Consider the following 23,368-nt stretch of genomic DNA (forward strand, 5'->3'; position numbering starts at 1 on the left):
CGTTGATTTTTGGCACGCTGTTGAGTTCTCAAGGAACGGACGCTTCCTTTGTACTCACCCTCGCGGGCTTTCCTCCGGGCGCTTCCTTTGTTCTTCTTTTCGTTCTTGCGTTTCCGACTCTATCAGATCCTTTCGGGCCTGACCCCCGGTCAGCGGGGTTTGTCTTCCGGGCTGTTGGGCCCTTCCGACTCCCAGAACTCTAGTTGATTTCCCCGGCGATTCATAATCGGCCTTCGGGAATTCATTCGGGCATGCCGAAATTATTCCCAGTGGGTGATCGTGCTGAGTTGGGTGCCGCAACGAGGCGGCGGGATGTGTCGTCGTCAGGACCTTCCGGTCCTGGGACAACTCGAAGAACCCTATGGATCCACGGAGTGCGTGTCAACCCCGGGCCTGGAGGTCCTCGACGCGGTCCAACAGGCGCGTGAGCATGTCGCCCAGGACGCCCCGTTCCGCCGTGGACAGGTCCTGGAGGAGGTCCTCCTCGAAGACCGTCGCCGCGCGCATGGCGTCGAGCCACTTGCTGCGCCCCTCGTCCGTCAGCTCCACGATGACGCGGACGCGGTTCGACTCGTCCCGTTCGCGGGTGACGAGTCCCTCCGCCGTCATGCGGTCGATCCGGTGGGTCATCGCCGCCGGCGTCAGGCCCAGCTGCTTCGCGAGCTCGCTCGGACCCATCCGGTACGGGGCGCCGGAGATGACGAGGGCCTTGAGGACCTCCCACTCCGCGTTGCTGATGCCCAGGGCCGCGGTCTGGCGTCCGTACGCGACGTTCATGCGGCGGTTCAGCCGGCTCAGAGCCGAGACCACCTTCTCGACCTGGGGGTCGAGGTCCTGGAACTCGCGCTGGTAGACGGCGATCTGCTCGTCGAGGCTCGGCTCGTGGACGGGGGTAGTGCCGTCGGTTTCACCCATGCCCCTAAGTATCGCACGAGCTCGTTGGCATCTAACTCCTTCGATGTGTAGAGTTAAGCATCGAACTTTAGGCATGAAGTCTTGAGGCTTCAGTATCGAGGCAGGTGAGAAGTGACCAAGGTGATGGGCGCTGCGATGCGGCGGATCCAGGCCGGCAACGCGCTGACCGCGTTCGGCATCGGCTTCACGGTTCCGTTCCTCTACATCTATGTGGCGCAGGTGCGAGGTCTGGGCTCCATGGCCGCCACGAGCGCGTTCGTGGCGTTCGCGCTGGGTGCACTGATCGCGCTGCCCTTCACCGGTCGCGTCATCGACCGGCGCGGGCCGGTCCCGGTCGTGATGGGCGCCGCCGTGGCCGCGTCCGCCGGGGCGCTGTCGCTGGGGCTGTCCACCGGCGTCGTACCGATCCTGCTGTCGGCCCTGGCGCTCGGCGCCGGGCAGGCCGTGATGCAGCCCGCGCTGGCCACGATGATCGTGTGGTGCTCGACGCCGTCCACCCGGACGCGCGCCTTCGCCCTCCAGTTCTTCATGCAGAACCTGGGTCTGGGCATCGGCGGTCTCATCGGCGGCCAGATCGTGGACGTCAGCCGTCCGGGCAGCTTCACGCTGCTCTTCGGCATCGAGGCCGTGATGTTCCTGGTGCTGGCCGGCGTCGTCGCCACCGTGCGGATGCCGCACGCGCCGAGCATCAAGGACGCCGTACCGAAGGACCCGCGGGCCGGTGGCGGCTGGAAGCGGATGCTCCGGCACCGGGCCATGGTGAAGCTGCTGGTGCTAGGCTTCGTGATCTTCTTCGCCTGCTACGGGCAGTTCGAGTCCGGGCTCGCCGCCTTCGGGACCGAGGCCGCCGGCATCTCCCCGTCGACCCTCGGCTTCGCGCTCGCCGCCAACACGGGCGCGATCGTCGTCGCGCAGTTCGTCGTGCTCAGGCTGGTCGAGAAGCGCCGGCGGTCCCGGGTCATCGCGCTGGTCGGGGTGATCTGGACCGGGGCGTGGGTCATCGCCGGGTTCTCGGGGCTGGGGCACGGCAGTGCGCTGATGGCCGCCGGTGCGTTCATCACCACGTACGCGCTCTTCGGCATCGGCGAGGCCATGCTGTCGCCGACGCTGGCGCCGCTGGTGGCGGATCTGGCGCCGGAAGGCTCGGTGGGTCAGTACAACTCGGCGTTCGCCCTGGTCAAGCAGATGGCGCTGGCGCTCGGGCCGCTCGGGGTGCCGCTGGGTGCGGGCGTGCCGATGCTGTACGTCGGGGTCTTCATCGCGGTCTCGCTCGGGATCTCGTGGCTGGCGCTGCGGATCGGCAAGCAGCTGACTGCGGTGCAGGACAACCCGTCGCTGGCCAAGGTCGCGGCTCCGGCCGGGCCGGTCGCCGAGCCGGTCGCCGTGCAGGTGTCGGAGCGCGTGGCCGCGTAGTCCGGGTGCGCGTGGGGAAAGGCCCGGTCCGTGGGGGCCGGGCCTTTCGCGTGTCCGGGATGTGTGCCGGCTATTTGTCCGGCAGGGCGAACTCGCACCAGACGGCCTTGCCACCGCCCGGGGTGCGGCGCGTGCCCCAGCTGGAGGCGATGGTCGCGACGATGGAGATGCCGCGGCCGGTCTCGTCGGCCGGTTCGGCGCGGCGGCGGCGCGGGAGGTGGTCGTCGCCGTCGGTGACCTCGACGATCAGGCGGCGGTCGGTGCGGCGCAGCCGCAGGCGCATGGGCGGCGTTCCGTGCTGGAGGGAGTTGGCCACGAGTTCGCTCGCGGCCAGTACCCCGAGGTCGCACAGCTCCACCGGGAAGCGCCAGGAGGCCAGGACGCCCTGGGCGAAGGCGCGGGCGCGCGGGGCGGCTTCGACTCCGCCGAGGAGTTCGAGGGCTGCGTTGTGGAAGAGCTCGGCGTCGGCGCCGGTGCGGGCGGGCTGCTGGAGCACCATGACGGCGACGTCGTCGTCGTGGTCGGCGTCGACGCCGAGGGCGCGCATCAGACGGTCGCAGATGACGGCCGGGGTGCCCTGGGCGCCGGAGAGGGCGCGTTCAAGGGCGGCTACGCCTTCGTCGATGTCCTCGCCCCGGCGTTCGACCAGGCCGTCGGTGTAGAGGACGGCGGTGGAGCCGGGGCCGAGGGCGATGGTGCCGGAGGTGTGGAGCCAGCCGCCGGTGCCGAGCGGCGGTCCGGTGGGGTCGGCGGCGCGGCGTACGGTGCCGTTCTCGTCGCGGACCAGGATCGGGAGGTGGCCGGCCGAAGCGTAGGCGAGCAGGCCCTCGTTGGGGTCGTGGACGGCGTAGACGCAAGTGGCGATCTGGCTGGCGTCGATTTCCGCGGCGAGGCCGTCGAGGAGCTGGAGCACCTCGTGGGGCGGCAGGTCGAGGCGGGCGTAGGCGCGGACGGCGGTACGCAGCTGACCCATGACGGCGGCGGCGCGGACGCCGCGGCCCATGACGTCTCCGATGACCAGGGCGGTGCGGCCGGCGCCGAGGGTGATGACGTCGTACCAGTCGCCGCCGACGGCGGCTTCGGTGCCGCCGGGCTGGTAGGTGGCGGCGATGCGCAGGTCGTCGGGCTGTTCCAGCTCCTGCGGGAGGAGGGAGCGCTGGAGGGTGACGGCGGCCTCGCGCTGGCGCCGCTCGCTGGCGCGCAGGCGTTCGGCGGCCTCGGCGTGGTCGGTGACGTCGGCGAGGTGGACCAGGACGCCGGTGTGGTCGGCGTCCGTGTCGTCTCCGGCTCCGGCTTTGGGGAAGACGACGGGAGTGCAGGTGACGGTGTACGAACTGCCGCCGCCCGGTGCGGAGCGGTTCTTGGCGGTACGGGGCTTGCCGCTGCGCTGGACCTGGTCGAGGAGCGGGAGCAGGCCGAGCTCGCCGAGTTCGGGGAGGGCGACGTGCGCGGGGGCGCCGGTGGTGCGGGCGCCGAACCCGGCGGTGTACGCGTCGTTGACGTAGGCGACCCGGTGCTCGGGGCCGTGGACGAGGGCCACGAGGGCGGGCAGCAGACCGAGGACTTCCCGAGCGGATAGTTCGTCGAGGGACGGCACGGCGGTGAGGGGGCCCGACCCGGTGCCGCGGACGGTGGGGTCGGCGGGGACACCGTCCGGGGGCGCCGGGGAGTGGGTGGCCGCGCCGCGGGCCGCCGGGACCGAGCCCTCGCCCCGTTTGGCCTGGGCGGCGGCGTTTTCGGTCCGGGCGGCGGCGCGGCGCTGCGTTCCGGGGAACCGGGCGCTCCAGCGCGTGAAGTTCACTGCGTTCAAGCCTCGTGGTGTCGCGAGTGGTCGCTGTTTCTGCCCCAGCAACGGCCGGGAGCTGCCCCCAGGGTCGAGCGCTGGACGGTGTCACTCTGTGCAGGTGTGAGCCCACCTATGGTCACACGTCCAGTGTGGCCGAGCGCACTGACAGCGTCAGTCCCCGTTGTCCTTCGGGGGGTCGGCGGCGGGGCCGGCCGGGGGCGCGGACGGGGGCGCGGGCGTGGCTTTGGGGGTGCCACCTGCGGCGAGTTCGAATTCCGCGCGGGGGTGTTCCAGGGAGCCGAGGGAGACGATCTCGCGTTTGAAGAGCCCGGAGAGGGTCCATTCGGCGAGGACGCGCATCTTGCGGTTGAAGGTGGGGACGCGGCTGAGGTGGTAGGCGCGGTGCATGAACCAGGCGGGGTAGCCCTTGAGCTTGCGGCCGTAGATGTAGGCGACGCCCTTGTGGAGGCCGAGGGAGGCGACGGAGCCGGCGTACTTGTGTGCGTACTCGGTGAGGACCTCTCCGCGCAGTGCGGCGACGAGGTTGTCGGCGAGGGCTTTGGCCTGGCGGACGGCGTGCTGGGCGTTGGGGGCGCATTCGCGGCCGCGCTCGTCGGCGGTGATGTCGGGGACGGCGGCGGCATCGCCGGCGGCCCAGGCGTGTTCGACGCCTTCGACGGTGAGGAAGGCGGTGCAGGCGAGGCGGCCGCGTTCGTTCTTGGGGAGGTCGGTGGCGGCGAGGATCGGGTGCGGTTTGACGCCGGCGGTCCACACGACGGTGCGGGTGGGGAAGCGGGAGCCGTCGCTGAGGACGGCGACCCGGTCCTCGCAGGATTCGAGGCGGGTGTCGAGGCGGACGTCGATATTGCGTCTGCGCAGCTCACGGATGGTGTAGACGCCCATCTCCGGGCCGACTTCGGGAAGGATCCGGTCGCTGGCCTCGACCAGCACCCACTTCATGTCCTCGGGCTTGATGTTGTGGTAGTACCGGGCCGCGTACCGGGCCATGTCCTCGAGTTCGCCGAGGGCCTCGACGCCGGCGTAGCCGCCGCCGACGAAGAGGAAGGTGAGGGCGGCGTCGCGGATCGCGGGATCGCGGGTGGAGGAGGCGATGTCCATCTGTTCGATGACGTGGTTGCGCAGGCCGATGGCCTCTTCGACGCTCTTGAAGCCGATGCCGTAGTCGGCGAGGCCCGGGATGGGGAGCGTGCGGGAGATGGAGCCGGGCGCGAGGACGAGTTCGTCGTACTCGATCTGCATGGGGCCGGTCCCCTCGTCGCTGGTGGCGAGGGTGGTGACGGTCGCGGTGCGCTTGGCGTGGTCGATGTGGTCGGCCTCGCCGATGACGATGCGGCACTTGTCGAGGACGCGGCGCAGCGGGACGACGACGTGGCGCGGGGAGATGGCGCCGGCGGCCGCCTCGGGGAGGAAGGGCTGGTACGTCATGTAGGGGTCCGGGGTGACCACCGTGACCTCGGCCTCGCCCGGTCTCAGCTTCCGCTGGAGCCGGAGGGCCGTGTACATGCCGACGTAGCCGCCGCCGACGACGAGGATGCGCGCGCGGGGCGGGGTGCCGGGTGCCGTGCCCGGGGAGTTAGCAGCCTTCACCATCCCATGACGCAACGTGGCTGGGAGTTTGTCCACAGGCTCGGCAAATTGTGTGACTGGCGGGAGGGGTGGGGCAGGGCTGTCAGGGGGTCCGGATCCGGGCAGAGCGCCGCAGGTCAGGGGGTACGGAGGGGGTGATTCCGGAGGCTTCCGGCGGAAAAGTGGGGGTGAATGCTCCGATCGGGGGGTGCTCCGTGCGGGGCTGCCTCTTCTGAATTGACTCTGGCTCAACTATGTTCGTATCTCGTCGAGGAGCAGGACCGGGGCCCACTGACCGTGGCCCACCTCGACACGAAGGCGGGGAGTGTCTCCGGGGGGAGACAAATGATTACCGGGGGATACATATGAACATGTCCGATTTCCATGGTTCTGCGACCGCTCTGTCGGCTGACGGCGGCCGCGTGATGACCGGCGCGACGACTCACGGCGTGGGGCGCTCCACGCCCCTGCGGGTCGACGCCCAGCGCAACCTCGAACACGTCCTGCGCGCGGCGCGCGAGGTGTTCGGCGAGCTGGGCTACGGGGCGCCGATGGAAGACGTGGCGCGGCGGGCGCGAGTCGGTGTCGGCACCGTGTACCGGCGTTTCCCGAGCAAGGACGTGCTGGTCCGGCGGATAGCCGAGGAGGAGACCGCCCGGCTGACCGACCAGGCGAAGGCCGCGCTGGGTCAGGAGGAGGAGCCGTGGCAGGCCCTCTCCCGCTTCCTGCGCACTTCGGTGGCCTCGGGAGCGGGCCGGCTGCTGCCGCCGCAGGTGCTGCGGGTCGGCCCGGCCGAGGAGGACGGGGTCGAGGAGGCGGAGGCGGAGGCGGTGCGCGTTCCGCAGCAGCGGCAGGCCGTCGTCACCGGTGCTCCGGACCTGCGCGTGGTGGGTTCGCGGGCCGCCCATGAGGAGCCGTCCGAGGACGCCGGGGCGGGTGCGCTGCTGGAGGTCGTGGGCCGGCTCGTGGACCGCGCCCGGGAGGCGGGCGAGCTGCGCGCCGATGTCACGGTGGCCGATGTGCTGCTGGTGATAGCCACCGCCGCTCCGGCGCTGCCGGACCCGGCACACCAGGCCGCCGCTTCCTCGCGGCTGCTCGACATCCTGCTGGAGGGGCTGCGCTCGCGGACGGCGTGACGACGGCGAGGCGTCCGGGCCTGTCGTCCGGGCCTGACCTCTGGGCCTGACCTTCGGTCGGGGCTCGCGGTGCGGGCGGTGTGAGCCGGGCGTGCGCGGGCGGACGGGAGGCCCGTCACTCGGACGTCGGCCACTCGAACGGGTGGGGTCGGCACGGCGATTCCCGGATTGTCCCCGGATGAGTGGATGCTGCGCAGAGCGGCCCGGCGTGCGCATGCCGTGTGCCACGCTGGATCGGTGTACCGGTTCAGTGTGGCGTGCGGGGGCTTGCGCGATGGGCGTTGACGGGCGCGGCGGGTCACTCGGTGACGCCGGTGACAAGACCGGGGCGGGTGGTTTGCCCGCGCGGCAGGTACCGGCGCAGCGTGATCCCGCCGGCCGGCACGCCGCCGCGGGCGGGCCCGGCGGGGATCTTCCGCCCTCGGACGCCGACTTGGTCGCCCGGATGCGCGGTGGGAACGACGGCGCCTACGAAGAGTTGTTCCGCCGGCACGCCGATGCCGTACGGCGCTACGCGCGCACCTGCTGCCGGGACGCGCACACCGCCGACGACCTGACGGCCGAGGTGTTCGCGCGGACCCTGCAGGCGGTACGGGGCGGGGCCGGGCCGGACCATTCGGTGCGGGCCTACCTGCTGACAACCGTGCGGCGGGTCGCCGCAGCCTGGGCGAAGACAGCCAGACGGGAGCATCTCGTCGAGGACTTCGCCGTGTTCGCAGAGCAGGCGGCCACCGGTACGGAGGGCGGTGGCGGGCTCGGCGGGCTGTCGGGGGACGACACCCTGGAACTGGGCGCCGACGTACGGGCGATGCACGAGGCCGAACAGTCGCTGGCGATGCAGGCGTTCCGCAGCCTGCCCGAGCGGTGGCAGGCCGTGCTCTGGCACACCACCGTGGAGGAGTCCACGCCGAGCGCGATCGCCCCGCTGTTCGGGCTGAGCGCCAACGCGACGGCGGTACTGGCCAGCAGGGCCCGTGAGGGGCTCAAGCAGGCCTACCTCCAGGCGCATGTGAGCTCGGCGCTGAGCGAGGGCGGCGACTGCGCCCGGTACGCGGACCGGCTGGGCGCGTACGCGCGGGGCGGGCTGCGGCTGCGGGCGGAGCGGGGGCTGCGCAAGCACCTGGAGGAGTGCGCCAAGTGCCGGCTGGCCGCGCGGGAACTCAAGGACGTCAACGCGGGGATTCCCGCGCTGCTGCCGGTCGCGGTCATCGGGTGGTTCGCCGCCGGGTACGCCGCGAAGGCGGCGGGCGTGGTGGCCGGCGGCGCGTTCGCCGCCGGAGGGGCCGGGGTTGCCGCCGCGGCGGCCGGCGGATCGACGACGGGTGCCGGAGCCGCCGGCGGGGCCGGGGCGGCCGGAGGTGCGGGGTCGGGGGCCGGGGCGGGCGGTGCGGTGGTCTCCGAGGGGCTGGGGATGCCCGCCAAGGCCGCCATCGCCGCCGGGCTCGCGGTCGCGGCGGCCGCAGGGGTGGTGTTCGCCCTCACGGGCGACGATGCCGAGCAGCAGGCGGGCGCGCAGCCGGTGCCGGGGGTGGTGGCGCCGGTCCGGCCCGTGCCGGGGTCTGCCGCGCCGCCCGCGCCGGAGGTGGGCCCGCCGGAGGCGGAGACGCGGGTGGCGGAGGTACCGGTACCGCCACGGCGGAGGGCGGCGGCGCCGTCCCGGACCCCGGCTGCCAAGCGGCCGGCTTCCCCGTCGCCGGCGCCGTCGCCGTCGAAGCCGCCGGCCGCGTCCCGGCCCCCGAAGCCCGCGCCGAAGCCGCCGCAGGGGTATCAGCTGGCCCGGCTGGAGCACTCCGTGTACGGGGAGCACGCCGGTCCCGAACTGGAGACCTGGCGCAGCAGCTGGGTGTGGCAGCGCTGGGGCCTGGTGGTGGGCGGACAGCAGTTCGGGCAGGGGATCACCGTGAACTCCCGTTCGTCGGTGGAGATCAGCCTCAACCGGCAGTGCAGCGCCTTCTCGGCGCGGGTCGGGGTGGACCGGACGACCCTGATCGCCGACGGCGAGGTGCGGTTCTCCGTGTACGGGGACGGCCGTCGGCTGTGGCAGTCGCATCCCCTGGGGTACGACGACGCCCCGGTCGGTGTCGAGGTGCCCCTGGCCGGGACCACGACGCTGCGGCTGGTGGTGGAGCGGGCCGGGCAGGGGCGGTTGCCGGCGCTGGCGAGCTGGGCCGACGCGGTGGTCGGCTGCGGTTGAGCAGTCCCGCCGCTCGCCCCGGGGTCGGCGCGGCGCCCGCCGCCTGCGCCTCGGCGAAGCGGGCCGGTCCGAGTTCGGCGTCCGAGTGCGGCGGGGTTCCCGCCCGGGAGCGCGTGAAACGCCGCCCGCCCAGGGCGGGCGGTCAGGACAGGGCCGGGCGGCGGTGGGGGAGGCCCGTGGGGACCGCGCGGCGGCGGGGGGTGGAGGTACCCGTCCAGCAGGTGCCGCGGCGGGACAGCAGGCGGCGGAGCCACAGTTCCATCGAGACGAGTTCCGCCAGCCCGTCCAGCGGGACCGGCCGGCCCTCCGCCGCGTCGAGCAGGGCCTGGCGGACCACCCGGGCCTCGATCAGGCCGGCGTCCGCCAGCAGCGGCGCGGTGAACAGGGACAGCAGCGGGGTCAGGGCGGCGCGCAGCCCCAGGCGGGTCGCCGTCTCGTTGGGCTCGGGGGAGCTCACCCCCCAGCCCGGCGGGAGTTCCCGTACCCCGGAGGCCGACAGCACGCTGCGCAGGATCGCCGCCCGGGCCCCGGGCTGTACCCGCAGGGACTCGGGCAGGGCGCGCGCGGCCCGTACGACCTGGTTGTCCAGGAACGGGGCGTGCAGGCGCTGGCTGCGGACCTCCACGGCCTGCTCGAAGACCCGGTGGTCGGCGGCGTGCCGGGTCAGGGCGGCGCGGGCCCGGGCCTCGCCGGGGCGCAAGGACAGCGGTGGCCGGCCCGCGGCGGTGGCCAGCCGGATCGATACTTCCGCCAGGGCTTCGCCGGTCAGCCAGCCCGCTGCCGGACCCGGCCGGGACCAGGTCAGGGACGCCAGCGAGGCGTCCACCGGCCCGGCGGCGGTCGCCGCGACCGCCCCTTCGCGGAGCCGGGCCGCGGCGGCTTCCATGCCCGCGCGGTACGAGGTACGGGCGAGCCGCCGGGCGGCCGCGTAGACGGTCAGCGGGACCAGCAGGGAGTGGGAGTCAGCGGACGCCGTCCGCGCCAGTGCCGCCACCGGGCGCAGCAGGTGGCGTCGGCGGCGGTCCATCAGCAGGTCGGCCAGCCGGGCCGGGTGTGCGTCGAGGACCTGGCGGGCGCCGTGCCCGGTGAAGTGGTCGGCGGATCCGGCCGCCAGGCGGCGGCGCTCGCGCGCGGCGAACACGAGCGAGGGGCCGGGTTCGTCGGTCAGCGGCCCGTCGAGTTCCGCGTACGGGAGGGCTTCCTCGGCGGCGGCCACGACGACGTGGTGCAGCCGGGGGTCGGTCGCGATGGCGTGGGCCCGTTCCAGCTCGGCCTCGCGCCCCCGGGGCGTGGCGAGGTCGTTGAAGGTGACGGCGAGGAGCCGCGAGCCGGTTCCGGGCAGGCTCCCGGGTACGCCGGGCAGCCCGGCCGCGAGCAGGGCCAGCGTCGCTGAGGCGCTGCCGCCGGACAGGTCGGCGCCCACCCCGGGCACCGGGGCGGGGGCGCCACGGGCCGCGCGCCGGTCGGCGGGTCCCATGCCGGGCACCGGTCCGGGGTCGGGAACCAGCGCGTCGGGAGCATGCCGGGGAGCCGTGAGCCGGGCGCGCACCGCGTCGACCAAAGCTTCGCGTACGCCCTCCATCGCACGCTCGGGGTCGGCTTCGGGGGCGGCGACGGCGAGGGAGGCGACCGGTTCGTACCCGGTGATCTCCCGGGAGCCCTCGCGGAGGATGAGGGTGTGGCCGGGCGGGATGCGCCGGACGCCGACGTACGGTGTGCCGTCGCCCAGTGCCTCCGGGCTGTCGGGGCAGGCCAGGAGGGCGGCGAGATGGCCGATGTCGAGCTGCGCCTCGATGAGGTCGGCGAGCGGGAGGGCGGCGGTGGCGTACGCGGTGCCGCCCGCCCAGGGCGTGTAGAAGACGGGCCGGGCGCCGGCCAGGTCGCCGAGGACGGTGATCCGGCGGCCGGCCTGCACGACGGCGGTGTAACTGCCGGACCACTGGGTGAGGTGGCGCAGCGCCCCGCCCCGGGCCGCGTACAGCGCGCGGCGCAGTTCGGCGTCGGTGGCGCCGCAGCAGCCGAGGACGGCGAGCCGGGTGAAGGGGTCGGGGTCGGCCGTGATGGTGCGGATCTCGTCGGGGCGCCAGTCGCCGACGGCCCAGAGCGGGTCGGGGTCCCCCCACAGGAGCTGGGCCCCGACGGGGTGGACGCTGCGCTCGGCGTCCTGGGCGGCCGGGTCGTCGGGGTAGGCGGCGTCGGCGAGGCCGCCGCGGGGGGTGTCCGAGTAGGGGGTCCCGGCGGTGGAGCCGTACGCCGTGGCCGCGTGGGCCGCCGATCCGTACGGGGATCCGCCCGTGGTCCCGTATTCGTACGGGGAGCCGGAAACGCCCTGGCCGGAGACCCTTCCGGCCGTGCCGAAGCTCGCGGCGATACTGCTCCACCCGACCAACCAGCGCACCGCCGCCGCCTCCCCAGCCTGTGGGCAAATGACCGGGGCACGGGCAGTGCGGTCGGCGTGCGGGCGCGACCGTCCGGGGCCCCGGGTGGCTCGGGGTCCATGCTGCCACGAGACGTGGCGTGCGAGACGGGTTCGGGGGGCGCACATGCAAACGAACACGCCCCCAGCACACGGTATTTGGCGTTCCGTTCCCACCGTCCCATAGGTCGGTTTCAGCCATTCTTCGGCCGTACTGAGCGGCCGTGACGGCCCGCGACGGCCCCTACGGACCGTCGGCGGGGCGCGGCCCGAGGGGCGGGATCCACCCCCCGGACCGTTCCGCCACCCGCGGGGATTGAGGCAGCGGCATCCCCCGGCCCACCCGGCTCCCACGGGATCCGCGCGGCGGGCCGACCCACGCACCGCACATCGAATCGCCGGCCCCGGCAGGCGGCCAGAGCGCACGGCCGGGCGCACGGCACCACGGGCGGAGCACGCGCCGACCCGCGCGCCCCGGGTCCGGGCCCCCTCCCGACTGTGCGTGCGGACAACAATCTCGCCATACGGAAGGCGGGGCCTTAACGCTTGGGAGGCGGGGAACTACGCTGGGTTTACGAAATGCCGGGCGCCTATGCCCCGGCGGCGTCTGCGTTCCGCGTGTGACGAGGGGTGGCGCATGTCCAGGGAGCTCCGCGAGCCCAATGAGAAGCTCGGCGCCGTGCTCGCCCTGGCGGGCATCAGCAACGCCGGGCTGGCCCGGCGGGTGAACGACCTCGGCGCGCAGCGCGGCCTGACGCTCCGGTACGACAAGACCTCGGTGGCCCGGTGGGTGTCGAAGGGGATGGTGCCGCAGGGCGCGGCGCCGCATCTGATCGCCGCGGCCATCGGCGCGAAGCTGGGGCGTCCGGTGCCGCTGCACGAGATCGGCCTGGCGGACGCGGATCCGGCGCCGGAGGTCGGCCTGTCCTTCCCGCGCGACGTGGGGGCGGCCGTGCGGTCGGCCACCGATCTGTACCGGCTGGACCTGGTGGGACGGCGCGGGGGCGGTGGGATCTGGCAGTCGCTCGCCGGTTCGTTCGCCGTGTCCGCGTACGCGACGCCCGCTTCGCGCTGGCTGATATCGCCCGCCGACAGTTCGGTGGCCCGCGAGCCGGGCGGCGCGGGGCCGGAGCGGGAGACGGCCGAGCCCGCCGTGGCGGCCGGGCCGCCCGGGCTGGCCCGGCCGAGCCCGCGCACCGCGCACTCCCCCCGGGAACCGGGCGCCGCGGCACAGGGCCCGGGAGCCGCCGGTCCGAGCGCGGGAGGGGGGACCGCCGGGATCCCGGACGCCTCCCCGCAGCGCGTCGGGCACAGCGACGTGACGAAGCTGCGCGAGGCCGCTGAGGACGCCCGCCGCTGGGATTCCAAGTACGGCGGCGGCGACTGGCGTTCCTCGATGGTCCCGGAGTGCCTGCGCGTGGACGCGGCGCCGCTGCTGCTGGGCTCTTACACGGACGAGGTGGGCCGGGCGCTGTTCGGTGCGACCGCCGAGCTGACCCGGCTGGCCGGGTGGATGGCCTTCGACACCGGTCAGCAGGAGGCCGCACAGCGCTACTACATCCAGGCGCTGCGGCTCGCCCGCGCGGCCGCCGACGTACCGCTCGGCGGGTACGTGCTCGCTTCGATGTCCCTCCAGGCGACGTACCGGGACTTCCCCGACGAGGGCGTCGATCTCGCGCAGGCGGCCGTGGAACGCAACCGGGGTCTGGCCACCGCCCGCACCATGAGCTTCTTCCGGCTGGTGGAGGCGCGGGCGCACGCCAAGGCGGGCGATCCGGTGGCCGCCGGGGCGGCGCTGCGGGCGGCGGAGGGCTGGCTGGAGCGGGCGCGGGACGGCGATCCGGATCCGACCTGGCTGGGTTTCTACTCGTACGACCGTTTCGCGGCGGATGCGGCGGAATGCTACCGGGACCTGAAACTGCCCCGGCAGGTACGCAGGTTCACCGAGCAGGCACTGTCCCGCCCGACGGAGGAGTACGTCCGCTCGCACGGGCTGCGCCTGGTGGTGAGCGCGGTCGCCGAGCTGGAGTCGGGCAACCTCGACGCGGCGTGCGCGGCGGGCACCCGGGCGGTGGAGGTCGCGGGCCGCATCTCCTCGGCCCGGACGAACGAGTACGTACGGGACCTGCTGCACCGGCTGGAGCCGTACGGGGACGAACCGCGCGTCGCGGAACTGCGCGAACGGGCCCGACCGCTGCTGGTGACACCCGCTTAGCCGCGTTGTCGGTGGCGGGGTGCAGTATGCAGGGGTGGGAGGTGTCGGGTTGGGCGGCGGCATGGGCGTGGGCGTGGACTGTGACGTACTGGTGATCGGCGGCGGGATCGTCGGTCTGTCGACAGCGCATGCCTTGTCGCGCCTGGCTCCGGGCACCCGGGTGACCGTCCTGGAGAAGGAGGCCGGTCCGGCCCGGCACCAGACGGGCCGCAACAGCGGGGTGATCCACAGCGGCATCTACTACCGTCCCGGCTCCCTGAAGGCGCGGTTCGCGGTGCGCGGAGCCGCCGAGATGGTCAAGTTCTGCGCCGAGCACGGCATCGCGCACGAGGTGACCGGGAAGCTGATCGTCGCCACCGAGCGGGACGAGCTGCCGCGACTGCACGCACTGGTGCAGCGGGGCCGGGAGAACGGCATCCCGGTGCGGGAGCTGGGGCCGGCGCAGATCACGGAGTACGAGCCGGAGGTGCGGGGCCTGGCGGCGATCCATGTCGGCACGACCGGGATCGTGGACTACGGGCAGGTCGCGGCGCAGCTGGCGGAGGCCTCGGGTGCGGAGATCGTCTACGGCGGGGCAGTGGACCTGATCTCGCGCCGCCCGGGCGGCGTCGCGGTCCGCACGACGGCCGGCGCGGTGGTGCGCGCCCGGGTGCTGGTGAACTGCGCGGGCCTGCAGTGCGACCGGATCGCCCGGCTGGCCGGCGACGAACCCGGGATGCGGATCGTGCCGTTCAGGGGGGAGTACTACGACCTGGCCCGGCCGTCGCTGGTGCGCGGGCTGGTCTATCCGGTGCCGGATCCGGCGTTCCCCTTCCTCGGGGTGCACCTGACCCGGGGCATCGGGGGCGGGGTCCATGTCGGGCCGAACGCGGTGCCGGCCCTGGCACGCGAGGGGTACGGCTGGGGCACGGCCTCGCCGCGGGACCTCGCAGACGAGCTGGCCTGGCCCGGATCCTGGCGGATGGCCGCGCGGCACTGGCGGTACGGCGCCGGGGAGATCCGGCGTTCGCTGTCGAAGCGGGCCTTCACCGAGGCGGTGCGGCGGCTGCTGCCGGGGGTCTCCCCGGCGGACCTGGTCCCGGCGGCGGCGGGGGTGCGGGCACAGGCCGTCCTGCGGGACGGGACGCTGGTGGACGACTTCCTGATCCGGGAGGCGCCCCGTACGGTGCACGTCCTGAACGCCCCGTCGCCGGCAGCGACCGCGTCCCTCCCGATCGGCCGCGAGGTGGCCCGCCGCGCCCTGGCTGCCCTCGCCGCGAGCTGACCCCGCGCGTCCGGCGGCCCGGCGAACGCACGGCGGCGCGGTCGGCGGCTGTGGGCACCGGCGGCTGTGCGCCATCGCCAGCGCGGAACGGGGCGGTGCCCGAGTCGTAGAATCGGCATATTGTGTCTGAGTCCCTGAACCCCCAGCCGCCGAGCGCCAGCGCCCCCGCAGAGGGCGCCGCCTCGTACACGCCCCCGAAGTGGCGCACCGAGCCCCGCTTCCCCGACGGGCCCGCCCCCGACCCGGCCGGCTCGCACCACGAGCGCCGCATCCGCAGCTTCCAGCCGCGGCGCAGCCGGGTGACGACCGGGCAGGGCGAAGCCTTGAAGCGGCTCTGGGGCACCTGGGGCCTGGACATCGACGGGCACGAGGTCATCGACCTCAAGGCGATGTTCGACGGTCTCCCGGTCGTCCTGGAGATCGGCTTCGGCATGGGCGAGGCCACCGCGCAGATGGCCGCCGCCGACCCCGGCACCGGCATCCTCGCGGCCGACGTGCACACCCCGGGCCAGGGCAACCTCCTCGCCCTCGCCGAGCGGAACGGGCTGACCAACGTCCGCGTCGCCAACGGCGACGCCATCATCCTGCTCCGCGAGATGCTGCCGCCGGACTCCCTCGCCGGACTGCGCGTCTACTTCCCCGACCCCTGGCCCAAGGCCCGCCACCACAAGCGGCGCCTGATCCAGCCGGAGTTCCTCGACCTCGCCGCCACCCGGCTGGCGCCGGGCGCTGTCCTGCACTGCGCGACCGACTGGGAGCCGTACGCCAAGCAGATGCTCGAAGTGCTCACCGCGCACCCTAAGTTCGAGAACACCCGGCCCGACGGCGGCTACGCGCCGCGCCCCGACTTCCGACCGCTGACCCGCTTCGAGGGTCAGGGCCTCGACAAGGGGCACGTGGTACACGACTTGCTCTTCCGTCGTACGGAGAACTGACAACGTCACTCCCCGTGTCAGACCGGCTCGCTAGGGTGATGAGGTGGAGTACCGAGCGCTGTCAGGTGTGCTCGCGCGTCCGTCGGACCCGGTCCGTACGCGCGTGCTCGTCGTCCTGCTCGCCGCGCCCGGCGTCGCGATCCTCGAACTCGTACGGCGGCAGACCGGCACGGCCGGCTTCTGCGTGGGCATCGCCCTGGCCGTGCTGCCGGTGCCGCCGCTCATGGCGGCGTTCCGGTGGCTCGGGCGGGCCGCGCCCGGCCCTTGGCGGCAGTTGCTGTTCTGCTGCGGCTGGGGGGCCTGCGCCGCGGCGCTGATCGCCATACTGGCCAACAGCTTCGCCACCCAGTGGATAGCCGCGGCCACCGCCGACCCCTCCGATGCGGACCAGCTCGGCTCAGTGGTGATCGCTCCGGTGGTCGAGGAAAGCGCCAAGGCGGCGGCCCTGCTGCTGGTGTTCGTGCTCCGAAGACGACGGCTGGCCGGGCCCGCCGACGGCTTCGTCCTCGCCGGGTTCACCGCCACCGGCTTCGCCTTCACCGAGAACATCCTCTACCTGGGCAACGCCTTCGACGAGGACGTGGCCGACGGCAGCGGCGTACTCGACTCCGTCACGGCGGCGACCTTCTTCGTACGGATAGTGCTGTCGCCGTTCGCGCACCCGCTGTTCACGGTGCTCACCGGGCTCGGCTTCGGCATGGCCGCGCTCAGTCGGCGCCGACGGGGCCGGATCGGCCTGCCGTTGCTCGGGCTGGCCGCCGCCATGGGCCTGCACGCGCTGTGGAACAGCTCCTCCCGCTTCGGGGAGTACGGGTTCTACGTGGTCTACGGCTGCGTGATGGTCCCGGTGTTCGGGCTGCTGCTGTGGCTGGCGGTGCGGATACGGCAGCGCCGGCTGCGGGCCGTCGCCACCGAACTGGCGGTGTACGCCGCCGCGGGCTGGCTCGGTCCGGCGGAGGTGCCGGCCCTGGCTTCGATCCCGGCCCGCTCGCTGGCCCGTTCCCTGGCCCGGCGCACCGGCGGCCGGGCCGCGGGCAGAGCCGTCGCCCTGTACGAGGCGGACGCGGCCGCCCTCGCCCTGCTGCGCCACCGCGCCCGTCGCGGCGGCCCGGTCCGGGAGCGGGACTTCGCGCTGCACGAGCGGGAGTTGCTGCGGGGCCTGTGGCTGCGCCGGGCGACCGCCGGACCCGCCCTCTCCCGGGCGGCGGTGCTGGAGGAGCTCCTGCCGCCGTGGTTCGACCCGGTCCCGGTACCGGCCCGGCCCGGCGTCGTACCGAGCCCCAGACCGGCACGGGCGAGGACTTCGAACACCGGGGCTGCGGACGCTAGACGCTGAGCCCCTTGGACGTCAGCCAGGCCAGCGGGTCCATCGTGGAGCCGCCCCGGCGCACTTCCAGGTGGAGGTGGGCCCCGGTGACGTTGCCGGTCGCGCCGACCCGGCCGATGGTGTCCCCCGTACCGACCGCGCCGGAGGTCACCGACATCGAGGACAGGTGGCAGTACCAGATCTCCGTGCCGTCATCGAGGCGGAGCACGATCCGGTAGCCGTACGCACCGGACCAGCCCGCCGAGATGACGGTGCCGCCGCCCACGGCCTTGACCGGGGTACCGGTCGGCGCGGCGAAGTCGAGGCCGGTGTGGTGGCCGGAGGACCACATGGAGCCGGAGTCCCCGTAGTGTGAGGTGAGGGTGTAGGCGGAGGTCGGCAGCGCATAGCCGCCGGCCGCCGGCACCGCCGCGGCGCCCTCCGCGTGCGCCGATCCGGCCCCGTCCTTCGCCGCCTGCTGCTGGGCGGCCTGCTGCTGCGCCGCCTCCTGCTCGGCGGCCGCACGCGCTTGTGCCGCCGCGCGGGCCTCGTCGGCCTCCTTCTGCGCCGCCTCCCGCTGCGCCTTGGCCTCTTGGGCCGCGGCTTCTCGCGCCACCCGCTCGGCGTCCGCCCGGGCCTGGCTCTCGGCGGTGTCCTGCTGCGACTCGGCCTGCTGCAGGATCCGGTGGAGCAGCGCCTCACCGGCGTCGGCGTGCCCCGGACCCGGCTCCTGCGCCCGCTCCCCGCCCGGTGCGACCGTCGCCGCGGAGGCCGGCACGGCGGCCTGTGCGGCTCCGTGGTCGCCGCCGCCCAGCAGGTCCGGGAACGAAGGCAGGGATATGGCGGCCTGGGGCCGGTCCTGCGCGGTGGCTATGCCGCCGGCTCCGACCGCCGCGATCACGCCGACGCCGAGCACGGTCGAGCTGCGGGCCAGTCCGCCGCGCGGCTTCGGCACCCGGTGCTTGCCGCGGACCGGGCGGGCCGAGTCCTCGGTCGGGTTCCACTCGCCCCAGGCGCCGGCGGTGGGCGTCTCCTGGATGTCGGTGCCTTCGTGGGCAGGCGAGTTGGAGGCCACGGGGGCACACTCCTCATGGGCGGGAACGCGCACGGTGCCGTCTCTTGCGACGGCTGGGACGACCGCGCTGCGTTATCGAACGGTAATAGACGCGGGGGAGTGATTCCAAGCTGTAGCGATTGATCGTTAACCCCAATCAGCCACCGTCCGCACAGCGTTGGCCTGAACATTGCGCCCATTGATGGCCATCTGGGGCGAATATCGTTCCACCACCCATGACTTCACGCCACAACGGCCGACCCCCGCCCCACTGCCCCGCCTCACTCAAGGGCGCGGCCCGAACACCCAGGGTGATGCCGCATGCCCTGCCGCAGGCCCTACCCGCCGCCGCGCCGCACCACCGGCACCGTGCGGCGCCGGTCCGGCTGCCCCCGCGCCGGGCGCCCCACGGCCAGCAGCGCCATGTCGTCCGTGGCCCCACCGCCCGTGTGCCGGCGTACGTCGGTGCTCAGCGCGTCCAGCAGCTCGTCCGGCCCCGGGAAGACCCGCCCCCGCAGCCGGGCCGCCGGATCGTAGAACTCCCCCGCCGCGTCCCGGGCCTCCGTCAGCCCGTCCGTGTACAGCAGCAGCGTGCTGCCCGCCGGGAAGGGCCCCTCGTCCGCCCGGTCGGGCCAGCCGCCCAGCTCGCCCATCCCCAGTGGCAGCGCGGGTTCGCGCGGGGCGAGCGCCACCAGACGGCCGTCCGGGTACAGCAGCAGCGGCTCGGGGTGGCCCCGGTTGACGAGCCGCAGCACCTCCGTGCCCGCCGGGACCTCACCGAGCACGCAGGTCGTGAACCCCTCCACCGCGTCGAGGCTGTCACGCCGCACGCCCTCCCGGGCCAGGGCCCGCTCCAGCCGCTGCGCGAGCGCCTCCAGCGTCGGCTCGGTCTCCGCCGCCTCCCGGAAGGCGCCGAGCACCACCGCGACGGCCTCCACCGCCCCCAGCCCCTTCCCCCGTACGTCGCCCACCACCAGCCGCACCCCGTACGGGGTGTCCTGCACCGCGTACAGGTCCCCGCCGATGAAGGCGTCCGCCTGCGCGGCCTCGTACCGGGCGGCGACCTGCAAGCCCCCGATCCGCTCGGCCGGGGTGGGCAGTACGGCCCGTTGGGCGGCCTCGGCGATCTCGCGCGCCGAGGCGAGCCGCTCCCCGCTGCGCCGCACGACCCGGTTGATCAGCAACGCCATCCCGGACACGGTGACCACGGTCGCCAGCTCGGTCAGCGCCTCGGCCCGCGCGCCGGTGTCGGCGTAGGCGCGCAGCACGACCACCGCGAGCGAGGCGGCGCACCCCGTCAGAGCCGTCGCCCGGAACGAGTAGAGCGGAGCCGCGATCAACGGGGCGGCGGAGAAGAACGGCGAACCCGTGTAGCTCGGCGGTGACGCCAGGTCGAAGACGAAGCCCAGAACGATCAGCACGAACGGCAGCGTCCGGACCACCCGCCGGGCCACGCCGTCGCCGGGGCCCGTCACGAGCTCGTCGCTGTCCTGCCGGCTCCGCCCCACCACGCTGTCTCCTGCCGCCCGGTCCCTCGCGGGGTGCGGGCACGCTGCCACCTCGCCCCCCAAGGCTGTCGCCGGGCGGGCCCATCCGTCGACCCGGCCGAGGCCGTCCGGGTGACGGCGGCGAGGACGGCGAAGGCGGGGCCACGGACGCAGGGAACGACGAAGGCCCGGCTCCCCAAAGGGAACCGGGCCTTCGTACTGAGTAGCGGGGGCAGGATTTGAACCTACGACCTCTGGGTTATGAGCCCAGCGAGCTACCGAGCTGCTCCACCCCGCGTCGGTAAACACAACTCTACGTCATTCGGGGGACGGCTCCCGCCAATTACCGTCCCGGACCCCCTCCGACCGACCATAATCGCAGGTCAGCGCCGTGCAGAAAGGTTCCGCGGGGGCAGTGGCCGCCATCGGTCGGCGGCAGCCCGGGCGACGAACACCGGCCCGCGCGGTGCAAGTTCCCTCCCCCGACCGCACGGCCGGCGGCGCCACGCACCCGTCGGTGCCGCTCGCGGGAACCCGCCCGGGCCACTCCGGTCGATACCCGATCGGCCTCGCGGCCCGCTGCGGCTATGCTCTGGGGTGAGCACGCCGAGGGCCATTAGCTCAATTGGCAGAGCAGCGGACTTTTAATCCGTTGGTTGTCGGTTCGAGTCCGACATGGCCTACTGCTCAGCGCAGCGCCCCGTCCGGTTCCAGCCGGGCGGGGCGTTCGTCGTTCCCCCGGAGCCGACGGGTCGGCGGGCCCGGGGAACGGGCTCGGCCCCCACCGCACCGGAGTGCCGTGGGGGCCGAGTCTGCGTCAGAGGACGGTCAGCCGTCAGCCGTTGCGCTTCCAGCGCGGCTTGTCGTCACGACGGCCGCCGAAGGAACCGGTGGAACCGGAGCCGGAGGGGCGGTTGTCGTCACGGCGGCCGTAGGGGCGGTCACCGCCACCGGCACGGAAGCCACCGGACGGACGGTCGCCGCCGCCGGAACGGAAGCCACCGGACGGACGGTCGTCACGGCGGAAGCCACCGCCACGGTTGTCGCCACCACGGTTGTCGCCACCACGGTTGTCGCCACCACGGTCGTCACGGTTGAAACCACCCGACGGACGGTCATCGCGGCGGAAACCACCGGACGGACGGTCGCCACCGGAACGGAACCCACCGGACGGACGGTCATCGCGACGGAAGCCGCCACGGTCGCCACCACGGTCGTCACGGTTGAAACCACCCGACGGACGGTCATCCCGACGGAAACCACCGGACGGACGGTCGCCACCGGAACGGAACCCACCGGACGGACGGTCGCCACCGGAACGGAAGCCACCCGACGGACGGTCGTCACGGCGGAAGCCGCCACGGTCGCCACCGCGGTCGTCACGACGGTTGTCGCGGCGCTCGTAGTTGCCGCGCTCGTCACGGCTCTGGAAGGCCGGGCGCTCCTCGACGACCGGCTCGGCCGCGACGGCAGCCGCGACCTCGGCCTCGGCGGCCTCGGCCACCTCGGCGACAGCGGCCTCCGGGTCCTCGCCGCGCTCACGGGCGGAACGGGCAACGAGGCGGTCGGCCTCCTCGCGCAGCTCCGCGGCGCGACGGGTCGCGCGCTCCAGCTGCTTGGTGAGGTCGGCGACCTCGCGCTCGGCCTGCTTGGCGGCGTTGTTCGCGGAGTCGGCCTGGACCTGCGTCAGCGAACGGGCACCGGTGATCTCGGCGACCTCGGGGTCGAAGGCGCCGACGCCCTGGACGATGTGGCGCGAGGCGTCGACGCCCGCGTCCTCCATCAGGCGGAAGATCTGGCGGCGCTGGTGCGGGAGCGCCAGCGACACGACGACACCGGACTTGCCGGCGCGGGCGGTACGGCCCGAGCGGTGCAGGTAGTCCTTGTGGTCGCCGGCCGGGTCCACGTTCAGGACCAGGTCGATGCCGTCGACGTGGATGCCGCGGGCGGCGACGTCGGTGGCGACGAGCGCGTTGACGTAGCCGTCCTTGAAGTCGGCGAGGACGCGGGTACGGGCGCCCTGCGTCATGCCGCCGTGCAGCGCGTCGGCCTTCACGCCGGCCTCGATGAGCTGCTCGGCGATGCGGTCGGCGCCCAGCTGGGTGCGGACGAAGATGATGGTGCGGCCCTTGCGGGCGGCGATGGCGGCCGTGACCGGCGCCTTGTCCTTCGGCTTCACGACGAGCACGTGGTGCGTCATGGTCGTGACGTTGCCCTGGGCGCTGTCGACCTCGTGCGTGACGGGGTTGGACAGGTAGCGCTTGACCAGGGTGCCGATCTCGTTCTCCATGGTGGCGGAGAAGAGCATGCGCTGGCCGCCGCCGGGGATCTGGTCGAGCAGCTCGGTGACCTCGGGCAGGAAGCCCAGGTCGGCCATCTGGTCGGCCTCGTCGAGGACGGCGATCTTGACGTTCTCGAGGGAGCAGGCGCCGCGGTTGATGATGTCGCGCAGGCGGCCCGGGGTGGCGACGAGGACGTCGACGCCGCGCTCCAGGGCGTAGATCTGGTTGCCCATGGAGGTACCGCCGCAGACGACCTTCATCTTGAGGCCGAGGACGTCGCCGTAGGGCTGGAGGGCGTCCGCGACCTGCATCGCGAGTTCACGCGTCGGCGTGAGGATGATCGCTCGGGGCTTCTTCTTCTCGGTGTGGCCGCCGGCCAGCGAGGCCAGGGTCGGCAGACCGAAGGAGAGGGTCTTGCCGGAGCCGGTGCGGCCGCGGCCGAGGATGTCCTTGCCGGCCAGGGCGTCCGGGATGGTCGCGGCCTGGATCGGGAAGGGGGCGGTGACGCCGTTCTGCGCGAGCTTGCGCACGATGCCCTCGGGCAGACCGAGGTCGCCGAAGGTGATGCCGGGCTCGGCGTCGGCCTCGTCGGAGGCGGCGTCGGTGGACTGGTCGGTCGTCACATCGGCCTCAAGAGCCTCGATGATGTCGTTCGCCTCGGCGGCCTCGATGGCCTCGGTGACCACAAGGGCCTCAACGGCGTCGACGATCTCGTTGGAGTCGTTCTCGGGCATGACGGCACGGTCAGAACTGGAAATGGACATGCGAAATGCGAAACCTTCCGGAGTCTCGGCACGCGCCCAAACTCCGTGAATCGCAAATCGACCGCCTCAATGCGGTCAGCCACGGCTAGGGAGAGTACGCGCCACACGGCGCTCTTCGGATTCGGCGCCGGGCAATGGGATCAAACGATCTATAACCATACGCACCCTCCCCGGGGTCTGGCAAGTTCCTCCCGAAGAAAGGTTCTGACCTGCGGCGATGCCCCGAGGGGTGGGTGCGGTCGAGTCGGTCCTACGCTGCCGGAGGGCTCGGATCGGGCTGCGGCTGCGGCGGAGGCGTCGGCGTGGGTTCCGTCACAGGCGGCTCGGTGGGCGGCTGCGTGGGCGGCGATGCGACGGGCCCGCCGGAGCCCGACCCGGACCCCGATCCCGACCCGGAACCGGACCCGCCGGAGCCCGACCCGGCGGAACCGGAACCACCGCCGGCCCCCGACCCGCCGCCCGACGGCACCTGGGACCCCTGACCGCCCGCGCCACCGCCCGGCCCGGCCGACGGCGAGGGGATCCCGGGCCGCCCGGCCGGCGCGCCCGGGCTGGGCGAGGCACCCGCCCCGCCGGCGGCCTTGCCGGGCTCCCCGGGCTTGCCCGAGGGGTTG

The 23,368-nt window shown here is 73.7% G+C and carries 15 protein-coding genes and 2 tRNA genes; 9 read left to right on the forward strand and 8 right to left on the reverse strand.

Annotated features, from left to right (window positions below):
- Positions 1-381: 381 nt before the first annotated feature.
- Complete coding sequence (locus tag ACWGH1_RS25180) at positions 382-915, reverse strand: MarR family winged helix-turn-helix transcriptional regulator (RefSeq protein ID WP_136210625.1); 534 nt, start codon at positions 913-915, stop codon at positions 382-384.
- A 123-nt stretch (positions 916-1,038) separates the two neighbouring features.
- Here ACWGH1_RS25180 and ACWGH1_RS25185 point away from each other — a divergent pair, with 123 nt between their 5' ends.
- Positions 1,039-2,328: an MFS transporter gene (locus tag ACWGH1_RS25185; protein ID WP_453354522.1), complete on the forward strand. Its 1,290-nt coding sequence runs from the start codon at positions 1,039-1,041 to the stop codon at positions 2,326-2,328.
- A 70-nt stretch (positions 2,329-2,398) separates the two neighbouring features.
- Here ACWGH1_RS25185 and ACWGH1_RS25190 read toward each other — a convergent pair whose 3' ends face one another.
- Positions 2,399-4,129, reverse strand: a complete 1,731-nt coding sequence (locus tag ACWGH1_RS25190) for an ATP-binding SpoIIE family protein phosphatase (RefSeq protein ID WP_453354523.1) — start codon at positions 4,127-4,129, stop codon at positions 2,399-2,401.
- Between the two features lie 156 nt (positions 4,130-4,285).
- Positions 4,286-5,725: an NAD(P)/FAD-dependent oxidoreductase gene (locus ACWGH1_RS25195; RefSeq protein ID WP_453354519.1), complete on the reverse strand. Its 1,440-nt coding sequence runs from the start codon at positions 5,723-5,725 to the stop codon at positions 4,286-4,288.
- Between the two features lie 341 nt (positions 5,726-6,066).
- Between ACWGH1_RS25195 and ACWGH1_RS25200 the strand changes: the two genes are divergently transcribed.
- Complete coding sequence (locus tag ACWGH1_RS25200; protein ID WP_453354520.1) at positions 6,067-6,837, forward strand: TetR/AcrR family transcriptional regulator; 771 nt, start codon at positions 6,067-6,069, stop codon at positions 6,835-6,837.
- Between the two features lie 274 nt (positions 6,838-7,111).
- Complete coding sequence (locus ACWGH1_RS25205; protein ID WP_453409017.1) at positions 7,112-9,031, forward strand: sigma-70 family RNA polymerase sigma factor; 1,920 nt, start codon at positions 7,112-7,114, stop codon at positions 9,029-9,031.
- A gap of 142 nt (positions 9,032-9,173) precedes the next feature.
- Here the strand turns inward: ACWGH1_RS25205 and ACWGH1_RS25210 are convergent, their stop codons facing one another.
- A complete protein-coding gene (locus ACWGH1_RS25210; RefSeq protein ID WP_453353197.1) occupies positions 9,174-11,429 on the reverse strand; it encodes an asparagine synthase-related protein in 2,256 nt (751 codons plus the stop codon).
- 655 nt (positions 11,430-12,084) lie between these two features.
- On the opposite strand from ACWGH1_RS25210, the gene ACWGH1_RS25215 reads away from it, so the two are divergent.
- From ACWGH1_RS25215 to ACWGH1_RS25230, 4 genes are all read left to right on the forward strand, one after another.
- Positions 12,085-13,662: a sporulation protein gene (locus ACWGH1_RS25215; protein ID WP_453353198.1), complete on the forward strand. Its 1,578-nt coding sequence runs from the start codon at positions 12,085-12,087 to the stop codon at positions 13,660-13,662.
- 61 nt (positions 13,663-13,723) lie between these two features.
- Positions 13,724-14,926 carry an L-2-hydroxyglutarate oxidase gene (gene lhgO, locus ACWGH1_RS25220; protein WP_453353203.1) on the forward strand — a complete coding sequence of 401 codons (1,203 nt, stop codon included), beginning with the start codon at positions 13,724-13,726 and terminating at the stop codon, positions 14,924-14,926.
- 122 nt (positions 14,927-15,048) lie between these two features.
- Entirely contained in the window at positions 15,049-15,861 is an 813-nt protein-coding gene (trmB, locus tag ACWGH1_RS25225) for a tRNA (guanosine(46)-N7)-methyltransferase TrmB (protein WP_453353199.1), read from the forward strand.
- Between the two features lie 43 nt (positions 15,862-15,904).
- Complete coding sequence (locus ACWGH1_RS25230; RefSeq protein WP_453353200.1) at positions 15,905-17,197, forward strand: PrsW family intramembrane metalloprotease; 1,293 nt, start codon at positions 15,905-15,907, stop codon at positions 17,195-17,197.
- Here the strand turns inward: ACWGH1_RS25230 and ACWGH1_RS25235 are convergent.
- The 3 genes from ACWGH1_RS25235 to ACWGH1_RS25245 form a co-directional block, all read right to left on the reverse strand.
- Positions 17,187-18,242, reverse strand: a complete 1,056-nt coding sequence (locus tag ACWGH1_RS25235) for a M23 family metallopeptidase (RefSeq protein ID WP_453353201.1) — start codon at positions 18,240-18,242, stop codon at positions 17,187-17,189. The genes ACWGH1_RS25230 and ACWGH1_RS25235 overlap by 11 nt on opposite strands.
- 317 nt (positions 18,243-18,559) lie before the next feature.
- On the reverse strand, positions 18,560-19,732 hold the full coding sequence (locus ACWGH1_RS25240) for a PP2C family protein-serine/threonine phosphatase (protein WP_453353202.1): 1,173 nt from the start codon (positions 19,730-19,732) through the stop codon (positions 18,560-18,562).
- 200 nt (positions 19,733-19,932) lie between these two features.
- Positions 19,933-20,006: transfer RNA gene (locus tag ACWGH1_RS25245), tRNA-Met, on the reverse strand.
- 312 nt (positions 20,007-20,318) lie between these two features.
- Here ACWGH1_RS25245 and ACWGH1_RS25250 point away from each other — a divergent pair.
- Positions 20,319-20,391: transfer RNA gene (locus ACWGH1_RS25250), tRNA-Lys, on the forward strand.
- A gap of 152 nt (positions 20,392-20,543) precedes the next feature.
- Here ACWGH1_RS25250 and ACWGH1_RS25255 read toward each other — a convergent pair.
- Positions 20,544-22,754, reverse strand: coding sequence for a DEAD/DEAH box helicase (locus tag ACWGH1_RS25255; protein WP_453409018.1), 2,211 nt, complete (start codon positions 22,752-22,754; stop codon positions 20,544-20,546).
- A 302-nt stretch (positions 22,755-23,056) separates the two neighbouring features.
- On the opposite strand from ACWGH1_RS25255, the gene ACWGH1_RS25260 reads away from it, so the two are divergent.
- Entirely contained in the window at positions 23,057-23,236 is a 180-nt protein-coding gene (locus ACWGH1_RS25260) for a hypothetical protein (RefSeq protein ID WP_453357307.1), read from the forward strand.
- Positions 23,237-23,368: the final 132 nt, after the last annotated feature.

This window comes from Streptomyces sp. NPDC054883 (assembly GCF_053610645.1).

Excerpts from the sequence above, each read along its gene's own strand:
- ACWGH1_RS25180 (WP_136210625.1), bottom strand. The coding sequence starts at position 915 with ATGGGTGAAACCGACGGCACTACCCCCGTCCACGAGCCGAGCCTCGAC.
- ACWGH1_RS25185 (WP_453354522.1), top strand. The coding sequence starts at position 1,039 with ATGGGCGCTGCGATGCGGCGGATCCAGGCCGGCAACGCGCTGACCGCG.
- ACWGH1_RS25195 (WP_453354519.1), bottom strand. The coding sequence starts at position 5,725 with ATGGTGAAGGCTGCTAACTCCCCGGGCACGGCACCCGGCACCCCGCCC.
- ACWGH1_RS25200 (WP_453354520.1), top strand. The coding sequence starts at position 6,067 with ATGAACATGTCCGATTTCCATGGTTCTGCGACCGCTCTGTCGGCTGAC.
- ACWGH1_RS25205 (WP_453409017.1), top strand. The coding sequence starts at position 7,112 with ATGGGCGTTGACGGGCGCGGCGGGTCACTCGGTGACGCCGGTGACAAG.
- ACWGH1_RS25215 (WP_453353198.1), top strand. The coding sequence starts at position 12,085 with ATGTCCAGGGAGCTCCGCGAGCCCAATGAGAAGCTCGGCGCCGTGCTC.
- lhgO (WP_453353203.1), top strand. The coding sequence starts at position 13,724 with ATGGGCGTGGGCGTGGACTGTGACGTACTGGTGATCGGCGGCGGGATC.
- ACWGH1_RS25255 (WP_453409018.1), bottom strand. The coding sequence starts at position 22,754 with ATGTCCATTTCCAGTTCTGACCGTGCCGTCATGCCCGAGAACGACTCC.